Source organism: Kitasatospora sp. NPDC001132, from assembly GCF_053598415.1.
Map to the genome: position 1 here is coordinate 1 of NZ_JBSFKF010000057.1, position 17,252 is coordinate 17,252.

Sequence of the window (17,252 nt, forward strand, 5' to 3'; positions counted from 1 at the left end):
GGCGGGGCGGCCGCGTACGCCGGCGCTCCCTGGCCCTGCGGGCCGGGGAGGCCGGGGAGGAGCGGACGCTTGAGCGTCATGGTCGGCGGGTCGAAGGCCTCCGCCGGCTGCGGCACGGGGGCCGGCTGCGGCGCCGGGGCCGCGTGCCTGGCCCGCGGCCTCGGCGGCTGCTGGAGCTGGATCGTCGGGTCCGGCTGGGGCTGCACCGGCTGCTCCGGCTGCCGCCGCTGCGGGTGCTGCGGGTCCTGCGGGGCCTGCTGCGGGGGCTGCGGGGCCTGCTGCTGGCGCCGCGGCGGCGCGACCGGCATCGAACCGGACACCACCACCGGCGGCAGCAGCGCCGTCGCCTCGGCGTCGTCGAACGCCGGCACCGGCGGCAGCAGGGTGGTCGCGGCCGCGTCGTCGAACGCCGGCACCGCCGGCAGCACCGCGGTCGCCGCGTCGTCCACCGGGTAGCCGTACGGCGGCTGCGGGCCGGGCTGCTGCGGCGGGAAGTACGGCTGCTGCCCCTGGGGCGGGTACGGCCGCTGCTGCGGGTGGGGCTGCTGCTGCGGGTGGGGCTGCTGCGGCCAGTCGCCGGAGCCGCCGCGGTTCGGGTTGTTCATGTCCGTCACGCCGCTCAGCCTCCCGCGAACGGCGGGAGGACCTCCACCGTCCCACCCTCGGTCAGGGCGACGGCCGCGTGGTCGCGACCGCCCACCTGGGCCCCGTCGACCAGGTACGAGCAGTGCCCGAGCAGCCGGACGAGCTTCGGCCGGTCGGCGTGCCGCTCCTTGGCCGCCGCCAGCGCCTGCGCCAGGGTCGCCGCCTCGTACGGCTCCTCGGCCAGCCCGGCCTCGGACTTCGCCGCCGCCCAGTAGCGGATCGTCCCGCGCACCCGGGCGCCGCTCGCGGGCTCGGTGGTCGCGCCCATCGGGCCACCCCTTCTCGTCGTCCTCGCCCGGCCCCGGTGCCCCGGTCCGGCTCGCCACCGCGACGGCCGCCCCATCACCCGAACGATGGACCCGAACAGCGCCTCCGATGTGCGTCCCATGATGGCGTGTCCGCCACCACGAGCGGCAATCGCCCTGGCCGAACGGCCGGGCGGCACCCGGCGGCCGCCCACCGGACCGTCACCGGGGGCGCGGGACCGGCGTTCGACGCTGTGTCCAGCCTCACCCGGCGCACGCCCGATTTGGGCGAACCGCCGGATTCGGGCACTCCCGGCCGAGGGGGCGGTCGGCTATCCTCGACCACCAAGAGGGATCCGGGCAGAGTCGCCCCCGGGTCCTTTTGTGCTTCCAGGACGCCAGTACGGACGTTCTTGCGATTCGTCGGCCCACCCCCGGCGCACCGCACGGACGCCCCGCCTGACGCGGCACAACGACGTGCCCCGGCCGGCCGGGGCATCGCCACCCGGCACCGGGCCGCCACCCGGCACCGGACAGACCGGAGGGTTCGCGGTGAGGAACAGGGCAGAAACGGTGCGCCAGGGGTTGCGGGAGCCCCGGCCGACCCGCCGTCGCGCCCCGTACGCCGTCCGCACCCCCGGTTCGCCGCGGCCGACCGTCGTCCCCTCCTCCCCTCCAGCACGTGCGCCATCCGGCTGTGGCGGCAGCCGTAACGCGACCGCGACGACCCGGAAAGGGGACCACCGGGCATGAGTTCTCTCCTCCTCCTCACCAATGCGCTGCAACCCTCCGCAGAGGTGCTGCCCGCCCTCGGACTGCTGCTCCACAACGTCCGGGTGGCGCCCGCCGAGGGCGCGGCCCTGGTCGACACCCCCAGCGCGGACGTCATCCTGGTCGACGGCCGACGCGACCTGCCGCAGATCCGCAGCCTCTGCCAGCTGCTGCGCTCCACCGGCATCGGCTGCCCGCTGATCCTGGTGGTCACCGAGGGCGGCCTGGCCGCCGTCACCGCCGAGTGGGGCATCGACGACGTCCTGCTGGACACCGCCGGCCCGGCCGAGGTCGAGGCCCGGCTGCGGCTCGCCCTCGGCCGCCTCCAGGTCGTCACCGACGACAGCCCGATGGAGATCCGCAACGGCGACCTCTCGGTCGACGAGGCCACCTACTCCGCCAAGCTCAAGGGCCGGGCGCTCGACCTCACCTTCAAGGAGTTCGAGCTGCTCAAGTACCTCGCCCAGCACCCCGGCCGGGTGTTCACCCGGGCGCAGCTGCTCCAGGAGGTCTGGGGCTACGACTACTTCGGCGGCACCCGGACGGTGGACGTGCACGTCCGGCGGCTGCGCGCCAAGCTCGGCGTCGAGCACGAGCAGCTGATCGGCACCGTGCGCAACGTCGGCTACCGCTTCGTCGTCCCGGAGAAGCCCGAGAAGGGCGAACGGCCGGAGCTCGCCCAGCGGCCCGCCCCCCTGGACGCCTGAGGCACGGGTCCGTCCGGCACCCGTCCGGGGCCGGACGGACCGCCGACCGCCCGGCTTGTCCGGTTCCTCCCGGAGCCGCCCGCCGGCCTGCCGGACAAGGCCTCAGGTCCCACTGCCGCCCCGGGGGCCACACGCGTAGACTCCCCCCGTGGCCAAAGTGACGCGCGACGATGTAGCCCGGCTGGCTGGTACCTCGACCGCGGTCGTCAGCTACGTCATCAACAACGGGCCGCGCCCGGTCGCGCCCGCGACCCGGGAGAAGGTCCTCGCGGCGATCGAGCAGCTCGGCTACCGGCCGAACAGCGTCGCCCAGGCGATGGCCTCCCGGCGCACCAACCTGATCGGCATGGTCGTCCCGGACGCCCGCCAGCCCTTCTTCGCCGAGATGGCGCACGCCGTGGAACGGGCCGCCTCCGAGCGCGGCAAGCTCGTGCTGATCGGCAACTCCGACTACGTGGACGACCGCGAGGTGCACTACGTCCGCGCCTTCCTCGGGATGCGCGTCTCCGGCCTGATCCTGGTCAGCCAGGGCCCCTCGCAGCGCGCCGCCGAGGAGTTCGCCGCCATGGAGGGCGCCAAGGTGGTGCTGCTGCACCGCCGGCCCGAGGCGATCGACGACGTCGCGGTGGTCACCGACGACGTGGCGGGCGCCGAGGCGATCGTGCGCCACCTGCTGGAGGTGCACGGACACCCGTACGTGGCCTGCTTCGGCGGCCCGGTCGAGTCCCCCGCCCCCGGCGACCCGGTCATCGACCACGTCGAGGGCTGGCAGCGCGCCATGGACGCCCACGGCATCCCCACCGAACCGCACCTGATCGACGCGCCCTTCCACCGCTACGGCGCCTACGAGGTCGCGCTCGGCGTGCTCCGCTCGCCGGACCGGCCGCGGGCGATCTTCTGCTCCACCGACGACCAGGCGATCGGCGTGCTGCGGGCCGCCCGCGAGGTCGGCCTGCGGGTCCCGGAGGACCTCGCGGTGGCCGGCTTCGACGACGTGCCCGAGGCCGCGCTCGCCGACCCGCCGCTGACCACCGTCGCCTCCGACCGCGACGCGATGGCCCGGGCCGCCGTGGACCTGGTGCTGGACGACTCGCTGATGGTGCCGGGATCGGACACCGAGCGGGTCCGCACCTTCCCGTCCCGGCTGGTCATCCGCCGCTCCTGCGGCTGCGACGGCACCACCCCCGGCCGATCCGCACCGGAGTAGCCGGTTCCGCTCGACAGGCGGCCTGACCAGGCTTTATGAGAACCCAACGGGCTTCTCTCCCCGTTCTGAGCCAGTTCTCATCCACTCCTCATGCGCCGGACCGAGCTTGGTCTGCATGAGCGAACAGCAGCAGCACCCCAGCGAGCAGTACGACCCGTACCAGCCCCACCGGCCGTACGACCCGTACCGGGCGCACGAGCCCCGGGTGATCGAGGGCACCGTGCTCGGCGCCGGCCCTGCCACGGGCGCCCCCGGCACCACCGGCGGCGCCACCGCCGGGTACAGCTACCGCGAGGACCACTCCGACGGCGGCTTCGACGGACCGCCGCCGCCCCCGCCGATCCCGCCCGAGCCGCCCACGATCCTCGGCCCCGGCTCCCCCGAGGGCCCCGGCCACCACGGCGGCCGGGCCCGGCGCGGACTGCTGCGCGGCCGGCTCGCCATGGTCACCGCCGTCGCCGCGATCGCCGCCGTCCTCGGCGGGGTCACCGGCGGGCTGGTCGCCGCCGACCGGCAGAGCTCCGACAACCGCGTCGGCACCATCGCCAGCCCGGTCTCCGCCCGCTCCGACGGCAGCGCCGACGTGGCGGCCATCGCCGCCGCCGTCTCGCCCAGCACCGTCCAGATCACCGTCAAGACCGGCAACGGCACCGCCACCGGCACCGGCGTCGTCCTGGACACCGACGGCCGGATCCTCACCAACTACCACGTGATCGACACCGCCGCGGCCGGCGGCGGCCGGATCACCGTCACCTTCAAGGACGGCTCCACCGCCCAGGCCACCGTGACCGGCACCGACAAGGCCCTCGACGTCGCCGTGATCACCGCGACCGGCGCGAAGAACCTCACCCCCGCCGTCCTCGGCGACTCCGCCACGGTGGCCATCGGCGACCCCGTGGTCGCCATCGGCAACCCCGACGGCCTCACCGGCACCGTCACCTCCGGCATCATCAGCGCCGAGAACCGCGACGTCACCGTCCAGCTCGACGAGGGCAGCACCAGCAACAACGGCGGCTTCGGCCTGCCCTTCCTGCCCGGCATGCGCGGCACCGCCCCGCAGTCCACCAGCGGCAGCACCACCACCTACAAGGCCTTCCAGACCGACGCCGCGCTCAACCCCGGCAACTCCGGCGGCCCGCTGATCAACGCCAACGGCCAGGTCATCGCCATCAACTCGGCGATGTACGCGCCCGGCGGCTCCGGCTCCTCCGGCAACGGCTCGGCCGGCAGCGTCGGCCTCGGCTTCGCCATCCCGATCAACGACATCAAGCAGGTCCTGCCGAAGCTCGAAGCCGGACAGAGCCTGTGAGCCACACTCCCTGAGACGGACAATTGCTCCCAGCAGGCCCTCCAGCCGACGAGAACCCGACGAGAAAGGGCACCCGCCCATGACCCCGTCCGCCGACGACCGCACCACCGCCGAGGCCGCCCACCCCTCCGCCCGGCTCCTCGTGGTCGACGACGAACCCGCCCTCCGGGACGCCCTGGAGAGCAGCCTCGCCTTCGAGGGGTACGAGGTCGCCACCGCCACCGACGGCTACGAAGCCCTGGAGTCCGTCGAACGCGACCGGCCCGACCTCGTCCTGCTGGACATCATGATGCCCCGGATGGACGGCCTCACCGCCGTCCGCCGGATGCGCTCGCGCGGCGACACCGTCCCGGTGCTGATGCTGACCGCCCGCGACGCCGTCGGCGACCGCGTCACCGGCCTCGACGTCGGCGCCGACGACTACCTCGCCAAGCCCTTCGAACTCGACGAACTCCTCGCCCGCGTCCGCGCCCTGCTGCGCCGCAACGCCCTCGCCGCCGAGGCCGCCGCCCGCGCCGCCGTCGAGGACGAGAGCGAGGTGCTCGCCTTCGCCGACCTGCGGATGAACACCGCCACCCGCGAGGTCACCCGGGCCGGCAAGCCGATCGAGCTCACCCGCACCGAGTTCATGCTGCTGGAGATGTTCCTCTCCCACCCGCGCCAGGTCCTCACCCGCGAACAGATCCTCAAGGCGGTCTGGGGCTTCGACTTCGAGCCCTCCTCCAACTCCCTGGACGTGTACGTGATGTACCTGCGCCGCAAGACCGAGCAGGGCGGCATGCCCCGCCTGATCCAGACCGTGCGCGGCGTCGGCTACGCGCTGCGCCCGGCCTCCGGCACGAGCGCGTGAACAACGTCCCGCCCCCGCCGCTGGCCCCTCCGCCGGCTCCGCCCCGCACGCCGGGGCTCCGGCACCGCCTGGTCCACTGGTACCGCTCCCGCTCGCTGCGCGGCCGCCTCACCTTCCTGAGCGCGGCCGCGGTGGCGGTGGCCATCGCGCTCTCGGCGCTGGCGTGCTGGTTCATCGTGCAGAAGCAGCTGTACGGGCAGGTGCGGACGGACCTCCTCAGCGCACCGATGCCCCCCGCCCCCCGAGTCCTCCTGAGCTGCTACCCGACCGCGGACCAGGCCCTGGTGGAACAGCCGACGAGCCTCACCCCGGAGAACGGCGGCGCGGTGGCCCGGGACACCCAGTACGTGGTGGCCGGCCCGACCGCCGTCTGCCTGCCGCCGAACGCGAGCAAGGCCATAGTGGTCGAGCCCGGCGACCTGGCCGGGTTCAAGCTCCAGAACGGCCAGTCGATCATCCGCGACGGCCGGTTCACCGACGGCACCCCGGCGGTCGTCCGGATCTCCCCGACCCACGGGTCACGCCCGGCGCTCATGATGGTGGCCACCTCCACCCAGCCCATCGAGGAGTCCCTCCAGGGCCTCGCCATCCTCCTCGGCTCGGTCTCCGCCGGCGGCATCCTGCTGGCCGCCATCGCCGGCCGCCTGGTCGCCCGCTCCGCCCTGAAGCCCGTCGACCGGCTCACCGACGCCGTCGAACACATCGCCAGGACCGAGGAGGTCGGCACCACCATCCCGGTCCGCGGGGACGACGAGATCGCCCGTCTCTCCACCTCCTTCAACTCCATGAGCACCGCCCTCGCCAACTCCCGCGAGCGGCAGACCCGGCTGATAGCCGACGCCGGACACGAACTGCGCACCCCCCTGACCTCCCTGCGCACCAACGTCGACCTGCTGATCCGCAGCAACGACACCGGACGCCCGCTGCCCGCCGCGACCAAGACCAAGCTGCTCGGCAACATGAAGGCGCAGATGCAGGAACTCACCGTCCTGATCGGCGACCTGCTCCAGCTCTCCCGCCCGGACACCCCGAAGAGCGGTCCGGAACCGACCGTGGTCGCCCTGCACGAGATCACCGGACGGGCCGTCGAACGGGCCGAGCTGCGCGGCCCGGGGCTGGTCTTCGAGACCGACACCGAGCCCTGGTACGTGCACGGCGACGCGGCCGGGCTGGAACGGGCCGTGATCAACCTGCTGGACAACGCGGTCAAGTACAGCCCGCCCGGCGGCACCATCGACGTCCGGCTGCACCAGGGCGTCCTGACCGTCCGCGACCACGGCCCCGGCATCCCACCGGACGAGCTCCAGTACGTCTTCGACCGGTTCTGGCGCTCGCCGTCCTCGCGCCAGCTGCCCGGCTCCGGCCTCGGGCTCTCGATCGTCGCCCAGAGCGTCCGGGAGGCCGGCGGCGAGGTCACCCTCGGCCCCGCCACCGACGGCGGCCCGGGCGCGCTGGCCACCGTCCGCCTGCCCGGCGGCCCCGCCCCGGAATGACGGAAGGGCGGGTGGGGGCGCCCCGACAGCGCTCCCACCCGCCCCGTGGCCGGCTCACGGTCAGTCGATGGTGCTGCCCGGGCCGATGACCTTGATCCGGTCCTGCGCCGGGGCCTGGAGCGGCGCGGCCGCCGAGCTGTGGGCACCCAGGTAGGCGATGAAGACGTCCAGGTCCGAGGCGCCGACCAGCTTGTCGGTGCCGGCCGCGAAGGCCGGGAAGCCGTCGCCGCCGCCGGCCAGGAACTCGTTGGCCGCGACGCGGTACGTGGCGGCCGGGTCGACCGGGGCGCCGTTCAGCCGGACCGAGTCCAGGACCACGCGGTCCGCACCGGTCTTGCGCATGTCCAGGGTGTAGTGCAGGTTCGAGGACACCTGGAGGATCTTCGGCGCGGCGGCGTTGGAGCCGCTCACCTGCTGCTGGAGCAGCTGGATCAGCTGGGCGCCGGTCAGCGTCTTGACCTGCATCATGTTGGTGAACGGCTGGACGGTGAACGCCTCGCCGTAGGTCACCACGCCGTCGCCCTCGCCGCCCGAGGCCTTGTAGACCAGGTCGGAGCGGATGCCGCCGGGGTTCATGAAGGCGACCTGCGCGCCGCCCTTGTCGGCCGGGGCCAGCCCGGCGAGCTGCGCGTCGGCGATCACGTCACCGAGCGGCTTCTCCGGGTCGCCGTTGCCGCGGCCGTTGATGTCCGAGGCGATGTAGCCGATCGGACGGTTGGCGATCGGGGCGGCCAGCTTGGAGTAGTGGTCGACCAGCGCCGTCATGTCGGGCGCCTTCTCGACCGTGCGGCGCACCACGTGGTTCTCGGCCTTGACCGAGGGACGCACGATCTCGCCGGTGGTCTTGTCCAGCTTCATGTCGATCTCGGTGAACAGCCGGCCGAAGGAGGCGGCGCTGGTCACCGAGCGCGGGACGCCGTTGGGGTCGGGGATGCTGCAGGCGTACGCGTTGTGGGTGTGGCCGGTGACGATGGCGCCGACCGCAGGGTCGATCTTCTTCGCGATGTCGACGATCGGGCCCGAGATGCCCTGGCCGGCCGCGCCGCAGTCGTAGTTGTAGATGCCGCTGGCCGGGTAACCGCCCTCGTGGATCAGCGCGACGATCGAGTTGACGCCCTTGGCCTTGAGCTCGGCGGCGTACTTGTTGATCGTGGTGACCTCGTTGGCGAACTTCAGCCCCTTGATGCCCTCGGCGGTCACGATGTTCGGCGTGCCCTCCAGGGTGACGCCGATGAAGCCGACCTTCACGCCCTGGGACTTGGTGATCCAGTACGGGGCCAGCAGCGGCTTGCCGGACTTCTCGTCGGTGACGTTGGCCGACAGGAAGTTGAAGTTGGCGCCCTTGAAGGTGCGGCCGGGCTCGTAGCAGCCGTCGGTCGGGTGGCAGCCGCCGTCCTGCATGCGCCGCAGCTCCTGCGCGCCCTCGTCGAACTCGTGGTTGCCCACGGAGGTGACGTCCAGGCCGAGCTTGTCCATCGCCTCGACGGTCGGCTCGTCGTGGAAGAGCGCCGAGGTCAGCGGGCTGGCGCCGATGATGTCGCCGGCGGCGACGGTGATCGAGTCGTCGGCCGGGATGCGCGCCTTGCGCAGCTCGGTGGCCAGGTACTCGATGCCGCCGGCCGGGGTGGCGACCTCCTTGCCGGTGGCCGGGTCGATCTCCTTGATCGTGCCGGAGGAGCCGGCCGGGGGCTCCAGGTTGCCGTGGAAGTCGTTGATCGCCAGCAGCTGGAGGTTGACGGTCTTGTGGCGCTTGGCGTTGGCGTCGGCGGCCTGGGCGGCCGTCGGCACGACCACCGTGCCGAACAGACCTGCGGCGGCGACGACGGCGAGCGCCGTCCGTCGGGATCTGACGGTGAGCATGAAGGGTTCCCCTGCACCTTGGAAGGAGCACCGGCTGTGGACAGCATCGGCGTTCGGGCATGTGTTGCGACTGCGAAGCCTATGGTCAACGCGCGTAGCTGTCAGGACGTCGAACGTAACGAGAGGATTACCTACTGACGAACCATCGCCGTCCGAGGGGCGCGGAGCCCGCGGAGACGGCCGCCGCGCGGGCCCTCCCGAGGGGCTCTCAGACCCCCGGCTCGGCCGCCAACTGCCGCTCCGCGCGGTCCCGTTCGGCCACCGCGTCCTCCGTCATCGCGCGGTCCGTGTAAACCAGCGGACGCTCAGCCTCGGTGACGATGTGCTTGACCACCTGGACGTTGCCGTTGACGTCCCAGACCGCGATGCCCGGCGACAGGGTCGGGATGATCTCCACCGCCCAGCGCGGCAGGCCCAGCACCCGGCCGGTCGCCCGCGCCTCCTCGGCCTTCTGCATGTAGATCGTCCGGGTCGAGGCCATCTTCAGGATCGCCGACGCCTCCTTGGCCGCCGCGCCGTCCACCACGTCGGACAGGTGGTGGACCACCGCGACGAAGGACAGGCCCAGCCGACGGCCGAACTTCAGCAGCCGCTGGAACAGCTGGGCCACGAAGGGGCTGTTGATGATGTGCCAGGCCTCCTCGACCAGGAAGATGCGCTTCTTCCGGTCCGGCCTGATCCAGGTGTGCTCCAGCCACACCCCGACGATCGCCATCAGGATCGGCATCGCGATCGAGTTGCGGTCGATGTGCGAGAGGTCGAAGACGATCAGCGGCGCGTCCAGGTCGATGCCCTCGGTGGTCGACCCGTCGAACATGCCGCGCAGGTCGCCGTCGACCAGCCGGTCCAGCACCAGCGCCACGTCCAGGCCCCAGGACTGCACCTCTTCCACCGCCACGCCCAGCGACTCCACCGAGGACAGGTCGGGGTTGCGCAGCGTGTCGATGATGTCGTCCAGCACCGGCTGGCGATCCTTCACCGAGGCCACCACGTGGGCGTGCGCGGCCTTCAGCGCGAAGCCCGCGCGCTCCTCCAGCCCGCGCCCCATCGCCACCTCGACGATGGTGCGCAGCAGCGACAGCTGGCCGGTCTGGGTGATCGCCGGGTCCAGCGGGTTGAGCTTCACCCCGCCGTCCCTGGCCGCCATCGGGTCCAGCCGGATGGACTTTATGCCCAGCGCGTCGGCGATCAGGTTCCACTCGCCCACGCCGTCCTCGCCCTGCGCGTCCAGCACCACGACCTGGCGGTCGCGGAACCTCAGCTGCCGCAGCACGTACGTCTTCTCCAGCGCCGACTTGCCGTTGCCGGACTCACCGAGCACCAGCCAGTGCGGGGCGGGCAGCTGCTGCCCGTACAGCTGGAACGGGTCGTAGACGTACCCCTTGCCGCTGTACACCTCGCGACCGATGATCACACCGGAGTCGCCCAGGCCCGGAGCCGCCGTGGGCAGGTAGACGGCCTGCGCCTGGCCGGTGGAGGTGCGCACCGGCAGGCGGGTGGTCTCCACCTTGCCGAACATCAGGCTGGTGAACGCATCGGTGAGGTTGCCGAGCGCCATGGGCGGCCTCCTGACGGGTCAGCGGTGGACGGGGGTGCGGGTGTACGGGGGGTGCGGCCGTGCTCAGCGGCGGATGCCGGTGGCGAACGGAAGCGTGTTGACGAAGGCCCGGTGGTGCTCGCGGTCGCACCACTCCAGCTTGAGGTAGCTCTTGCCGGCCGAGGCCCGGATGGTCCGCTTGTCGCGGGCCAGCGCGTCGGGGTTGCGCGAGGAGACCGTGATGTAGCCGACCAGGTTCACCCCGGCCGCGCCGGAGGCCAGGTCGTCACCGCGCTGGTCCACCCGGCCGGTGTGGGCCAGGTCGCGCGGGTCGACCGTGCGGTTCATCTTGGCCGCACGGCTGGCCTCGGCCTCGTCGTTGGTCTTCTCGGTCAGCATCCGCTCGATCGCGACGTCCGTGGGCTCCAGGTCCATCGTCACCGCGACCGTCCGGATCACGTCCGGGGTGTGCACCAGCAGCGGCGCCAGGAAGTTGACGCCCACCGGGGTGAGCGGCCACTCCTTGATCCACGCGGTGGCGTGGCACCACGGCTCCCGGGTCGCCGACTCGCGGGTCTTCGCCTGCAGGTACTGCGGCTGGGTCGCGTCCAGCTCGGCCGGCCAGGCGTTGCGCCGGGACATCGCCTGGATGTGGTCGATCGGGTGGTCCGGGTCGTACATCGAGTGCAGCAGCGAGGAGAGCCGGGCCTGACCCAGCGGCTGACGCACCCGGATGTCCGCCTCCGCCAGCCGGGCGCAGATGTCGGTCAGCTCGCGCGCCATCACGGCCGCCAGCCCCTCGTCGTCCCGCGCCCGCCGCCCGGTGGCCGTCCGGCCCATCGCGTGCGCCTCGGCGGCCAGGTCCCGGGTGTAGTGCATGCAGGCCACCAGGTACGCCCGGTGCTGCTCCGAGGAGGTCGACACCATCGACTGCAGCTGGTCGTACGAGTCCTGCAGCCAGCGCGGCGACGACGGGTCGCCGCGCCGCTCGACGTCCTTGGCGTGCGCGTCCGGATCGGCCGGCAGGGTACGGGCCAGGATCTGCAGCCGCGTCACGAAGCCGTCCCCGTTGGCGACGTGCTTCAACAGCGTCCCGAACCGGTCGACCAGGGCCTCCTGGTCCTCCGAGTCACGCAGGCCGACGCCCGGGCCCTCGATCTCGATCGCGGCCGTCACCGTCCGACGCTCCAGGTGCATCAGCACCCCGACCTCGTCCGGCCCGAACGGCGCCGTCAGCCAGCGCAGCCGCCCCACCCCCGGCGGCGGGCCGACCTCCACCTCCCGGCCGTCCAGCCGGGTGCCGGCGTCCATCACGTCCGAGCGCCACACCGCCCGCCCGCTGCGGACCGTCCGGCGGTAGGTGCGGTTGATCTCCACCCACTTGTAGAACGTCCGCTTGCGGTACGGCACGTACACCGCCGCGATGGCGAGCGCCGGCAGACCGACCAACCCGCCGATCCGCAGCGGCAGGATCGGCATCAACAGGCCCCAGAGCATGCCGAGGAAGGCCCCGAGGATGATCAGCATGATCTCGCCGGACTCCCGGTTCCGGCCGATCGGCGCGTTCGGGCGGGCCTTGCCGATCAGGTAGGTACGGCGCTGGTGCACGTACGGCTGGGCGTACTGGGCACCGTACTGGCCCAGCGGTTCGCTGCTCACTTACCCGTCACCCTCCCTTCGCTGGATTGCTGTCGCGGATCGGAACCGAAGCCTGCGGGGGCCCGCCCTGCGGCGGTGGCGTAGGCGTCCGGCCGGCGTGGGCGGCGATGCCCGGCGCGACCGAACCGCCGCCCGCACCCCCGCCGCCACCCGTGCCCGCCGCCTGCGGACCACGGTCGCCGTGGGTCGTGATGCCCTGCTTCATCAGGTTCGCGGTGCCGTTGATCATCGCCGAACCGGCCTGCACGGCGTTGGCCCGGGCCCCGCGCATGTTGAGCATCTCGTCGCCGAAGCCCGGCACGAAGCGGTAGACCGCGGCACTCGCGAAGATCGACAGGAACAGGATCGCCAGCCCCGACAACACCCGGGCGAAGTCGTCGTCGGCCCCGGACCCGGTCGCCACCGCGCCCGCCAGCCCGAGGATGACCACGATGATCGGCTTCGCCAGGTCCACCGCCAGCATCACCCCCGCCCAGCGCCGCACGTGCTTCCACAACTGCCGGTCCACCAGCCCCGCGTACACCGCCGTACCCAGCAGCGCGCCGACGTACAGCATCGCCGCCCGTATCAGCAGCTCGATCCAGAGCACCGCCGCCGCCAGCACCGCGACCAGCGACACGATCACCAGGATCAGCGGACCACCACCCACGTCGCCCTTCTCCAGCGTGTCGGCGAACCCACCCAGGTACGACCCGGTGTCCGTCTTCGTCCCGACCGCGATCGCCTTGGTCAGCCCGTCCGTCACACTCACCACGGTGAACAGGATCAACGGCGTGAACGCGGACGCCACCACCGTCAGCCACAGGAAGCCGATCGCCTCCGAGAACGCCGTCGTCAGCGGCGCCCCCCGCACCGCCCGCTTCGTCACCGCCAGCAGCCACAGCACCAACGTGATCACCGTCGACACGGCGAACACCACGGCGTACTGCTGCAGGAACGACGCATTGGTGAAGTCCACCTGCGTCGTCCCGTCGATCGCCCCCGACAACTTCCGCACCACCCACGCCGCTGCCTGCGCACAACTCTTGGCCAACGACCCGAGCGGATCGGTCACAGCCCCGACAGTGCCACTCCCGGGGAGAGAACCACCGCCGGGTGGAGCGCAGTAAACGTCGCTGCCGGGGAGCGGGACACCGGGACAACTCGTATTGGTCGCACCCGAACTCGGGGTCGGCGAGGGGTCCGCCAGCGCTCGATGGGCCGAAGCCACCACCGATAGGGCGCCGAGCAATGCGGCCCCCGTCACGCGACCCACGGTCCGTCGAACAACGCCCGAGTTACCGTCAACGGGCATAGTGGAAGCCTCCGAACTGCTCGACGGCGCCAGTGATCTCCTCGGCCGTCGCGGCCTGTTGGTCCGGTGGGATCGGGGCTGGCCCCGCCACACGGCTGTAGTCGCTGAGCTTCCAGTCCGTCCCGGTCCATCGCAAGCTGAGGTTGAGCGTGAACCACTCCTCGGAGACCGGCTTCGTAGAGCGCTCACCAGCCAGCCCGAACAGGCCCGTGCACCAGACGTCGACCTTGACACTGTCCGCGGTGTAGCCACTGCTCCGGGTTCCGATCGGGATTGTCCGGCTGACAAATGTCAGCCCCTTCGGCGGCCGCCCCTGCGCATCGACCCCGAACCTGGCGGCCGTCTCGGGGGAGAAGCCCTGGTCCAGCCGGCTCTGGAGCCCCGCCAGTGCGCCCGGGTCGGCGATGGTGGCGACGATGCCGTGCCGGCTGTCGGTGCGGAACATGTCCGCGGAGCCGATCGCCACCGCATAGTTGGTGGCGGCCGACTGGGCACCGGGCTCGGTGTGCGGGTAGCCGGTCGGGATGCCGTTGACGGTGGTGCCGACGGGCTGGTCGCCGCTGGGGGCGGGCCCGGCACCGGCGTCGGCGCGGTCGGCGGAGGAGCTGCCGTCTGCGGTGCCGGATGTGACGCGGTTGGCGATGGCGACGGCCAACACGAGCAGGGTGACGACGACCAGGACGGCCAGCAGGGCGCGCAGCGGTCGGGCCTGACGGGGGTTCGGCTGGGCGGAGGACTGTTCGCCGACCGGCAGGCGCGTGCGGGTGCGCGGCTGGTCGTCGGACAACGGCACGGCGGCCCTCCAAGTGCGGGGAGCCGGGGCGGCTCCGGGGGGCCTCCGCCCGGGGGCGGGCGCGGGCGGAGGGCGGGGACGGGGATGGACTCCTGGCGGGCCGGCCGTCGGAGGGGGTCCGGACGGAACCCCGGCCTCAGGCAGGTCGGACTACTGCTGCCTGATCGTCAGATCGCCATGCCGTAGACAATGGTGAACAGAGTGCCGAGTGATCCGATGATGAACACGCCGGTCAGGCCGGCGACGATCAGCCCCTTGCCCTGTTCGGCGCCGAAGCTGTCGCGCATCGCGGTCGCTCCGATCCGCTGCTTGGCCGCACCCCAGACCGCGAGGCCGAGGCAGATGAGGATGGCGACGGCCATGATGACCTCGACCATCACCCGCGCCTCCGACCCGAGGCTCGCGAACGGCCCCCAGTCCGGCGCGATTCCGCCGATGATGGTGTCGATGTTCGGCTTCTTGGGGGGGTCCTCGGCCAGGTGGCCGACCGCATTGGTGTGCACGCTGCTCAGGTTCATTTCCATCTCACCGCCCGATCAGGCAAATTCAAGGGCCCGGACCCGGCCCGCGCGAAGGGTCGGTACCTATTCTTGGCCAGATCTGATGTCGACTTGGCTACTTCTCGCGAATTGGTCGTGAGGCATCGGGCACGTACGCGAGGATGTACACCGTACGAAGGATAGCGCTCACTGTTCGTATCTCTGATGATTGCGGTGAGCAACGCCTTCCGGGACACTTCGACTGACGATTCGTCGGGATGGTGCTGATGGTACTCCGGAAGGCCGGTACGGCCGCCGCCGCTGCGGGAGTTGTCGCGTTCGGGTTCATCGGGCTGGTGACGATGGGGACTTTTGCGGCAAGTGGGACGCCGCAACAGTCGGCGAATCGTTCCGCCTTGTCCCCCGGAACGGTCCCCGCGGCCTACCAGGATCCGATCCAGCGGTGGGGCTCGCTCTGCCCGGAGATCTCCCCGCCGATGCTCGCGGCGCAGTTGTACCAGGAGAGCGGTTTCGACCCCAGGGCGCGGTCCGGGGTCGGGGCGCAGGGAATGGCGCAGTTCATGCCGGGCACCTGGCCCAGTTACGCCACCGACGGCAACGGGGACGGCAAGACGGACGTCTGGGATCCGCTGGACGCGATCGCCTCGGCGGCGACCTACGACTGCGCGATCGCCAAGGAGGTCGCGAAGGTGCCCGGCGACCCGCAGGCCAACGTGCTGGCCGCCTACAACGCCGGCGAGGGCGCTGTCATCAAGTACAACGGGGTCCCGCCGTACAAGGAGACCCAGGGCTACGTGCGGAACATCCAGGCGATGGCCCGCAGCTTCGCCGCGCCGGCCTCGCCGACCGCTCCGCTGGAGGTGTCCCCGCAGTCGTCGGCCGCGATCTACTTCGCGCAGACCAAGCTCGGCACCCCGTACCTGTGGGGCGGTGAGGGCCTGCCTTCGCAGAACGGGCGGTTCGACTGCTCGGGCCTGACCCAGGCCGCGTTCGCCAGCGTGGGCATCACCCTGCCCCGGGTGGCCAACGACCAGTGGTACGCCGGGCCGCACCCGTCGCGCGATCAGCTGCGGCCGGGCGACCTGGTGTTCTGGGCGACGGACCTGAGCGATCCGCGGAGCATCCACCACGTCGGGATCTACGTCGGCGGCGGGTACATGATCAACGCGCCGCACACCGGCGCGGTGATCCGCTACGACAAGATCGACACCAGGGAGTACATCGGCGCGACCCGGGTCACCTCGGACGGCGCCCAGGCGCTGCCGACCCGCAACAACGACGGCGCGGTCAACGCCCCGAGCCGGCCGGGCGGGACGGAGCCCACCGCCCCGGCGGGGAACCAGGGCGGCGCGCAGGGCGGCGCCGCCGTGGCCCCGGCGGCCCCCACCCGGTCGGCGGCCGCGGCGCCGCCCGCGCCGGCCGGGCCGAGCCCCGCCGGGTCGGGACGATAGGCCCGGTGCGGCGGGACGGCAGGACCTGTGTGCGCACTGTGGACGCTGAGTCAAGTTTCGATAACCGCGCGTTTCCGTGGAACGCTGTGCCCCGGAAATGACGTTTCCTCCGGTGGCCCCTCGTCAGCACCCCCCACCGGGCGGGCCCCGGCCACGACGACCAGGTGCAGCGGACCAGAAGGAGGTGCGGCGTGTCGACGCCGCTTGCCGACACGACCAACCCCGACCTCGACCTGCTCTACGCCGTCAACGGGCTGGCCAAGCGCTCCCCGCAGTGGCTGGACCACCTGGTCTCGTGGATCGGCGAGTACGGCATCCTGATCGGCCTGGCGATGCTCGGTCTGGTGGCCTGGCTCCAGGCCAGGCGCCGTCCGGACGCACCGGTGGCGATGGCTGGGCTGCTCTGGGTGCCGCTCTCGGTGGCCGTCGCCGAGCTGGCCAACCTCCCGATCGCCGCGATCGTGAACCGCCCGCGCCCCTTCGTCGACCATCCGGGGCTGCTGGTGCTGGTGGACGGCAAGGCCGGCACCCACTCCTTCGTCAGCGACCACTCGACCATGACCATGGGCGTCGCGGTGGCGCTGTTCCTGGTGAACCGCAGGCTCGGCTGGATCGCCGGCGGGCTGGCGCTCCTCCAGGGCTTCTGCCGGATGTTCATGGGCGTCCACTACCCGACCGACGTGATCGGCGGTTTCGCGCTCGCGGTCGCCGTGGTGCTGCTGCTGGCGCCGATCGCGATGGCGGTGCTGGTGCCGTTCTGCCACGCGCTGAGCCGGACGGCGGTCGCCCCGCTGATCCGGGCGCCCGAGCGCGGCGGAGCGGCCCGCGGCGAGGTAGCCGCGCGCGGCCGTCGACGCGGTCGCGGGGCGGTGCGGACCGGGGAGCAGCCGCCGGAGTCCGACCTCGCGGCCTGACCTCGCGCCCGCCCCCT

General features: G+C 72.3%; 14 protein-coding genes and 1 pseudogene. 7 read left to right on the forward strand and 8 right to left on the reverse strand.

The genetic code is table 11. From position 1 onward, the window contains the following. Together ACWDBE_RS37645 and ACWDBE_RS37650 are read right to left on the reverse strand one after the other, a co-directional pair. Positions 1 to 614 (reverse strand): annotated as a pseudogene (locus tag ACWDBE_RS37645) (hypothetical protein); the annotation flags it as partial. Between the two features lie 5 nt (positions 615 to 619). Then, a complete protein-coding gene (locus tag ACWDBE_RS37650; RefSeq protein ID WP_392882623.1) occupies positions 620 to 913 on the reverse strand; it encodes a MoaD/ThiS family protein in 294 nt (97 codons plus the stop codon). A gap of 726 nt (positions 914 to 1,639) precedes the next feature. Between ACWDBE_RS37650 and ACWDBE_RS37655 the strand changes: the two genes are divergently transcribed. The 5 genes from ACWDBE_RS37655 to ACWDBE_RS37675 all read left to right on the forward strand — a co-directional run bounded on the left by ACWDBE_RS37655 (position 1,640) and on the right by ACWDBE_RS37675 (position 7,227). Beyond that, positions 1,640 to 2,368 carry a response regulator transcription factor gene (locus ACWDBE_RS37655; protein ID WP_402406160.1) on the forward strand — a complete coding sequence of 243 codons (729 nt, stop codon included), beginning with the start codon at positions 1,640 to 1,642 and terminating at the stop codon, positions 2,366 to 2,368. Between the two features lie 148 nt (positions 2,369 to 2,516). After that, on the forward strand, positions 2,517 to 3,575 hold the full coding sequence (locus ACWDBE_RS37660) for a LacI family DNA-binding transcriptional regulator (protein ID WP_449792224.1): 1,059 nt from the start codon (positions 2,517 to 2,519) through the stop codon (positions 3,573 to 3,575). Positions 3,576 to 3,690: 115 nt separating this feature from the next. Next, positions 3,691 to 4,884, forward strand: a complete 1,194-nt coding sequence (locus ACWDBE_RS37665; protein ID WP_449792223.1) for a S1C family serine protease — start codon at positions 3,691 to 3,693, stop codon at positions 4,882 to 4,884. Positions 4,885 to 4,963: 79 nt separating this feature from the next. Beyond that, positions 4,964 to 5,734 carry a response regulator transcription factor gene (locus ACWDBE_RS37670; RefSeq protein ID WP_402406154.1) on the forward strand — a complete coding sequence of 257 codons (771 nt, stop codon included), beginning with the start codon at positions 4,964 to 4,966 and terminating at the stop codon, positions 5,732 to 5,734. After that, on the forward strand, positions 5,731 to 7,227 hold the full coding sequence (locus tag ACWDBE_RS37675) for a HAMP domain-containing sensor histidine kinase (protein WP_449810223.1): 1,497 nt from the start codon (positions 5,731 to 5,733) through the stop codon (positions 7,225 to 7,227). The genes ACWDBE_RS37670 and ACWDBE_RS37675 overlap by 4 nt, the downstream gene beginning before the upstream one ends. Positions 7,228 to 7,287: 60 nt before the next feature. Here the strand turns inward: ACWDBE_RS37675 and ACWDBE_RS37680 are convergent, their stop codons facing one another. The 6 genes from ACWDBE_RS37680 to ACWDBE_RS37705 all read right to left on the reverse strand — a co-directional run bounded on the left by ACWDBE_RS37680 (position 7,288) and on the right by ACWDBE_RS37705 (position 14,888). Further along, a complete protein-coding gene (locus ACWDBE_RS37680; protein WP_449792221.1) occupies positions 7,288 to 9,087 on the reverse strand; it encodes a bifunctional metallophosphatase/5'-nucleotidase in 1,800 nt (599 codons plus the stop codon). A gap of 208 nt (positions 9,088 to 9,295) precedes the next feature. Continuing rightward, a complete protein-coding gene (locus ACWDBE_RS37685) occupies positions 9,296 to 10,645 on the reverse strand; it encodes an ATP-binding protein (protein ID WP_449792220.1) in 1,350 nt (449 codons plus the stop codon). A gap of 63 nt (positions 10,646 to 10,708) precedes the next feature. Next, entirely contained in the window at positions 10,709 to 12,283 is a 1,575-nt protein-coding gene (locus tag ACWDBE_RS37690) for an SCO6880 family protein (protein WP_449792219.1), read from the reverse strand. Between the two features lie 7 nt (positions 12,284 to 12,290). Beyond that, positions 12,291 to 13,337, reverse strand: a complete 1,047-nt coding sequence (locus ACWDBE_RS37695) for a hypothetical protein (protein ID WP_449792218.1) — start codon at positions 13,335 to 13,337, stop codon at positions 12,291 to 12,293. A gap of 229 nt (positions 13,338 to 13,566) precedes the next feature. Continuing rightward, the gene (locus ACWDBE_RS37700; protein WP_449810224.1) at positions 13,567 to 14,370 is read right to left on the reverse strand and encodes a hypothetical protein; all 804 of its coding nucleotides are present in this window, start codon (positions 14,368 to 14,370) and stop codon (positions 13,567 to 13,569) included. A gap of 167 nt (positions 14,371 to 14,537) precedes the next feature. Beyond that, positions 14,538 to 14,888, reverse strand: a complete 351-nt coding sequence (locus tag ACWDBE_RS37705; protein ID WP_224284734.1) for a hypothetical protein — start codon at positions 14,886 to 14,888, stop codon at positions 14,538 to 14,540. A 248-nt stretch (positions 14,889 to 15,136) separates the two neighbouring features. Between ACWDBE_RS37705 and ACWDBE_RS37710 the strand changes: the two genes are divergently transcribed. Next, positions 15,137 to 16,321, forward strand: a complete 1,185-nt coding sequence (locus ACWDBE_RS37710; RefSeq protein ID WP_449810228.1) for a C40 family peptidase — start codon at positions 15,137 to 15,139, stop codon at positions 16,319 to 16,321. A 191-nt stretch (positions 16,322 to 16,512) separates the two neighbouring features. Next, the gene (locus tag ACWDBE_RS37715) at positions 16,513 to 17,235 is read left to right on the forward strand and encodes a phosphatase PAP2 family protein (protein WP_449810225.1); all 723 of its coding nucleotides are present in this window, start codon (positions 16,513 to 16,515) and stop codon (positions 17,233 to 17,235) included. Positions 17,236 to 17,252: the final 17 nt, after the last annotated feature.

What these genes read in the sequence shown, in the direction of transcription:
- ACWDBE_RS37650 (WP_392882623.1), bottom strand. Translation starts at nt 913, where the DNA reads ATGGGCGCGACCACCGAGCCCGCGAGCGGCGCCCGGGTGCGCGGGACG.
- ACWDBE_RS37655 (WP_402406160.1), top strand. Translation starts at nt 1,640, where the DNA reads ATGAGTTCTCTCCTCCTCCTCACCAATGCGCTGCAACCCTCCGCAGAG.
- ACWDBE_RS37665 (WP_449792223.1), top strand. Translation starts at nt 3,691, where the DNA reads ATGAGCGAACAGCAGCAGCACCCCAGCGAGCAGTACGACCCGTACCAG.
- ACWDBE_RS37670 (WP_402406154.1), top strand. Translation starts at nt 4,964, where the DNA reads ATGACCCCGTCCGCCGACGACCGCACCACCGCCGAGGCCGCCCACCCC.
- ACWDBE_RS37680 (WP_449792221.1), bottom strand. Translation starts at nt 9,087, where the DNA reads ATGCTCACCGTCAGATCCCGACGGACGGCGCTCGCCGTCGTCGCCGCC.
- ACWDBE_RS37685 (WP_449792220.1), bottom strand. Translation starts at nt 10,645, where the DNA reads ATGGCGCTCGGCAACCTCACCGATGCGTTCACCAGCCTGATGTTCGGC.
- ACWDBE_RS37705 (WP_224284734.1), bottom strand. Translation starts at nt 14,888, where the DNA reads ATGAACCTGAGCAGCGTGCACACCAATGCGGTCGGCCACCTGGCCGAG.
- ACWDBE_RS37710 (WP_449810228.1), top strand. Translation starts at nt 15,137, where the DNA reads ATGGTACTCCGGAAGGCCGGTACGGCCGCCGCCGCTGCGGGAGTTGTC.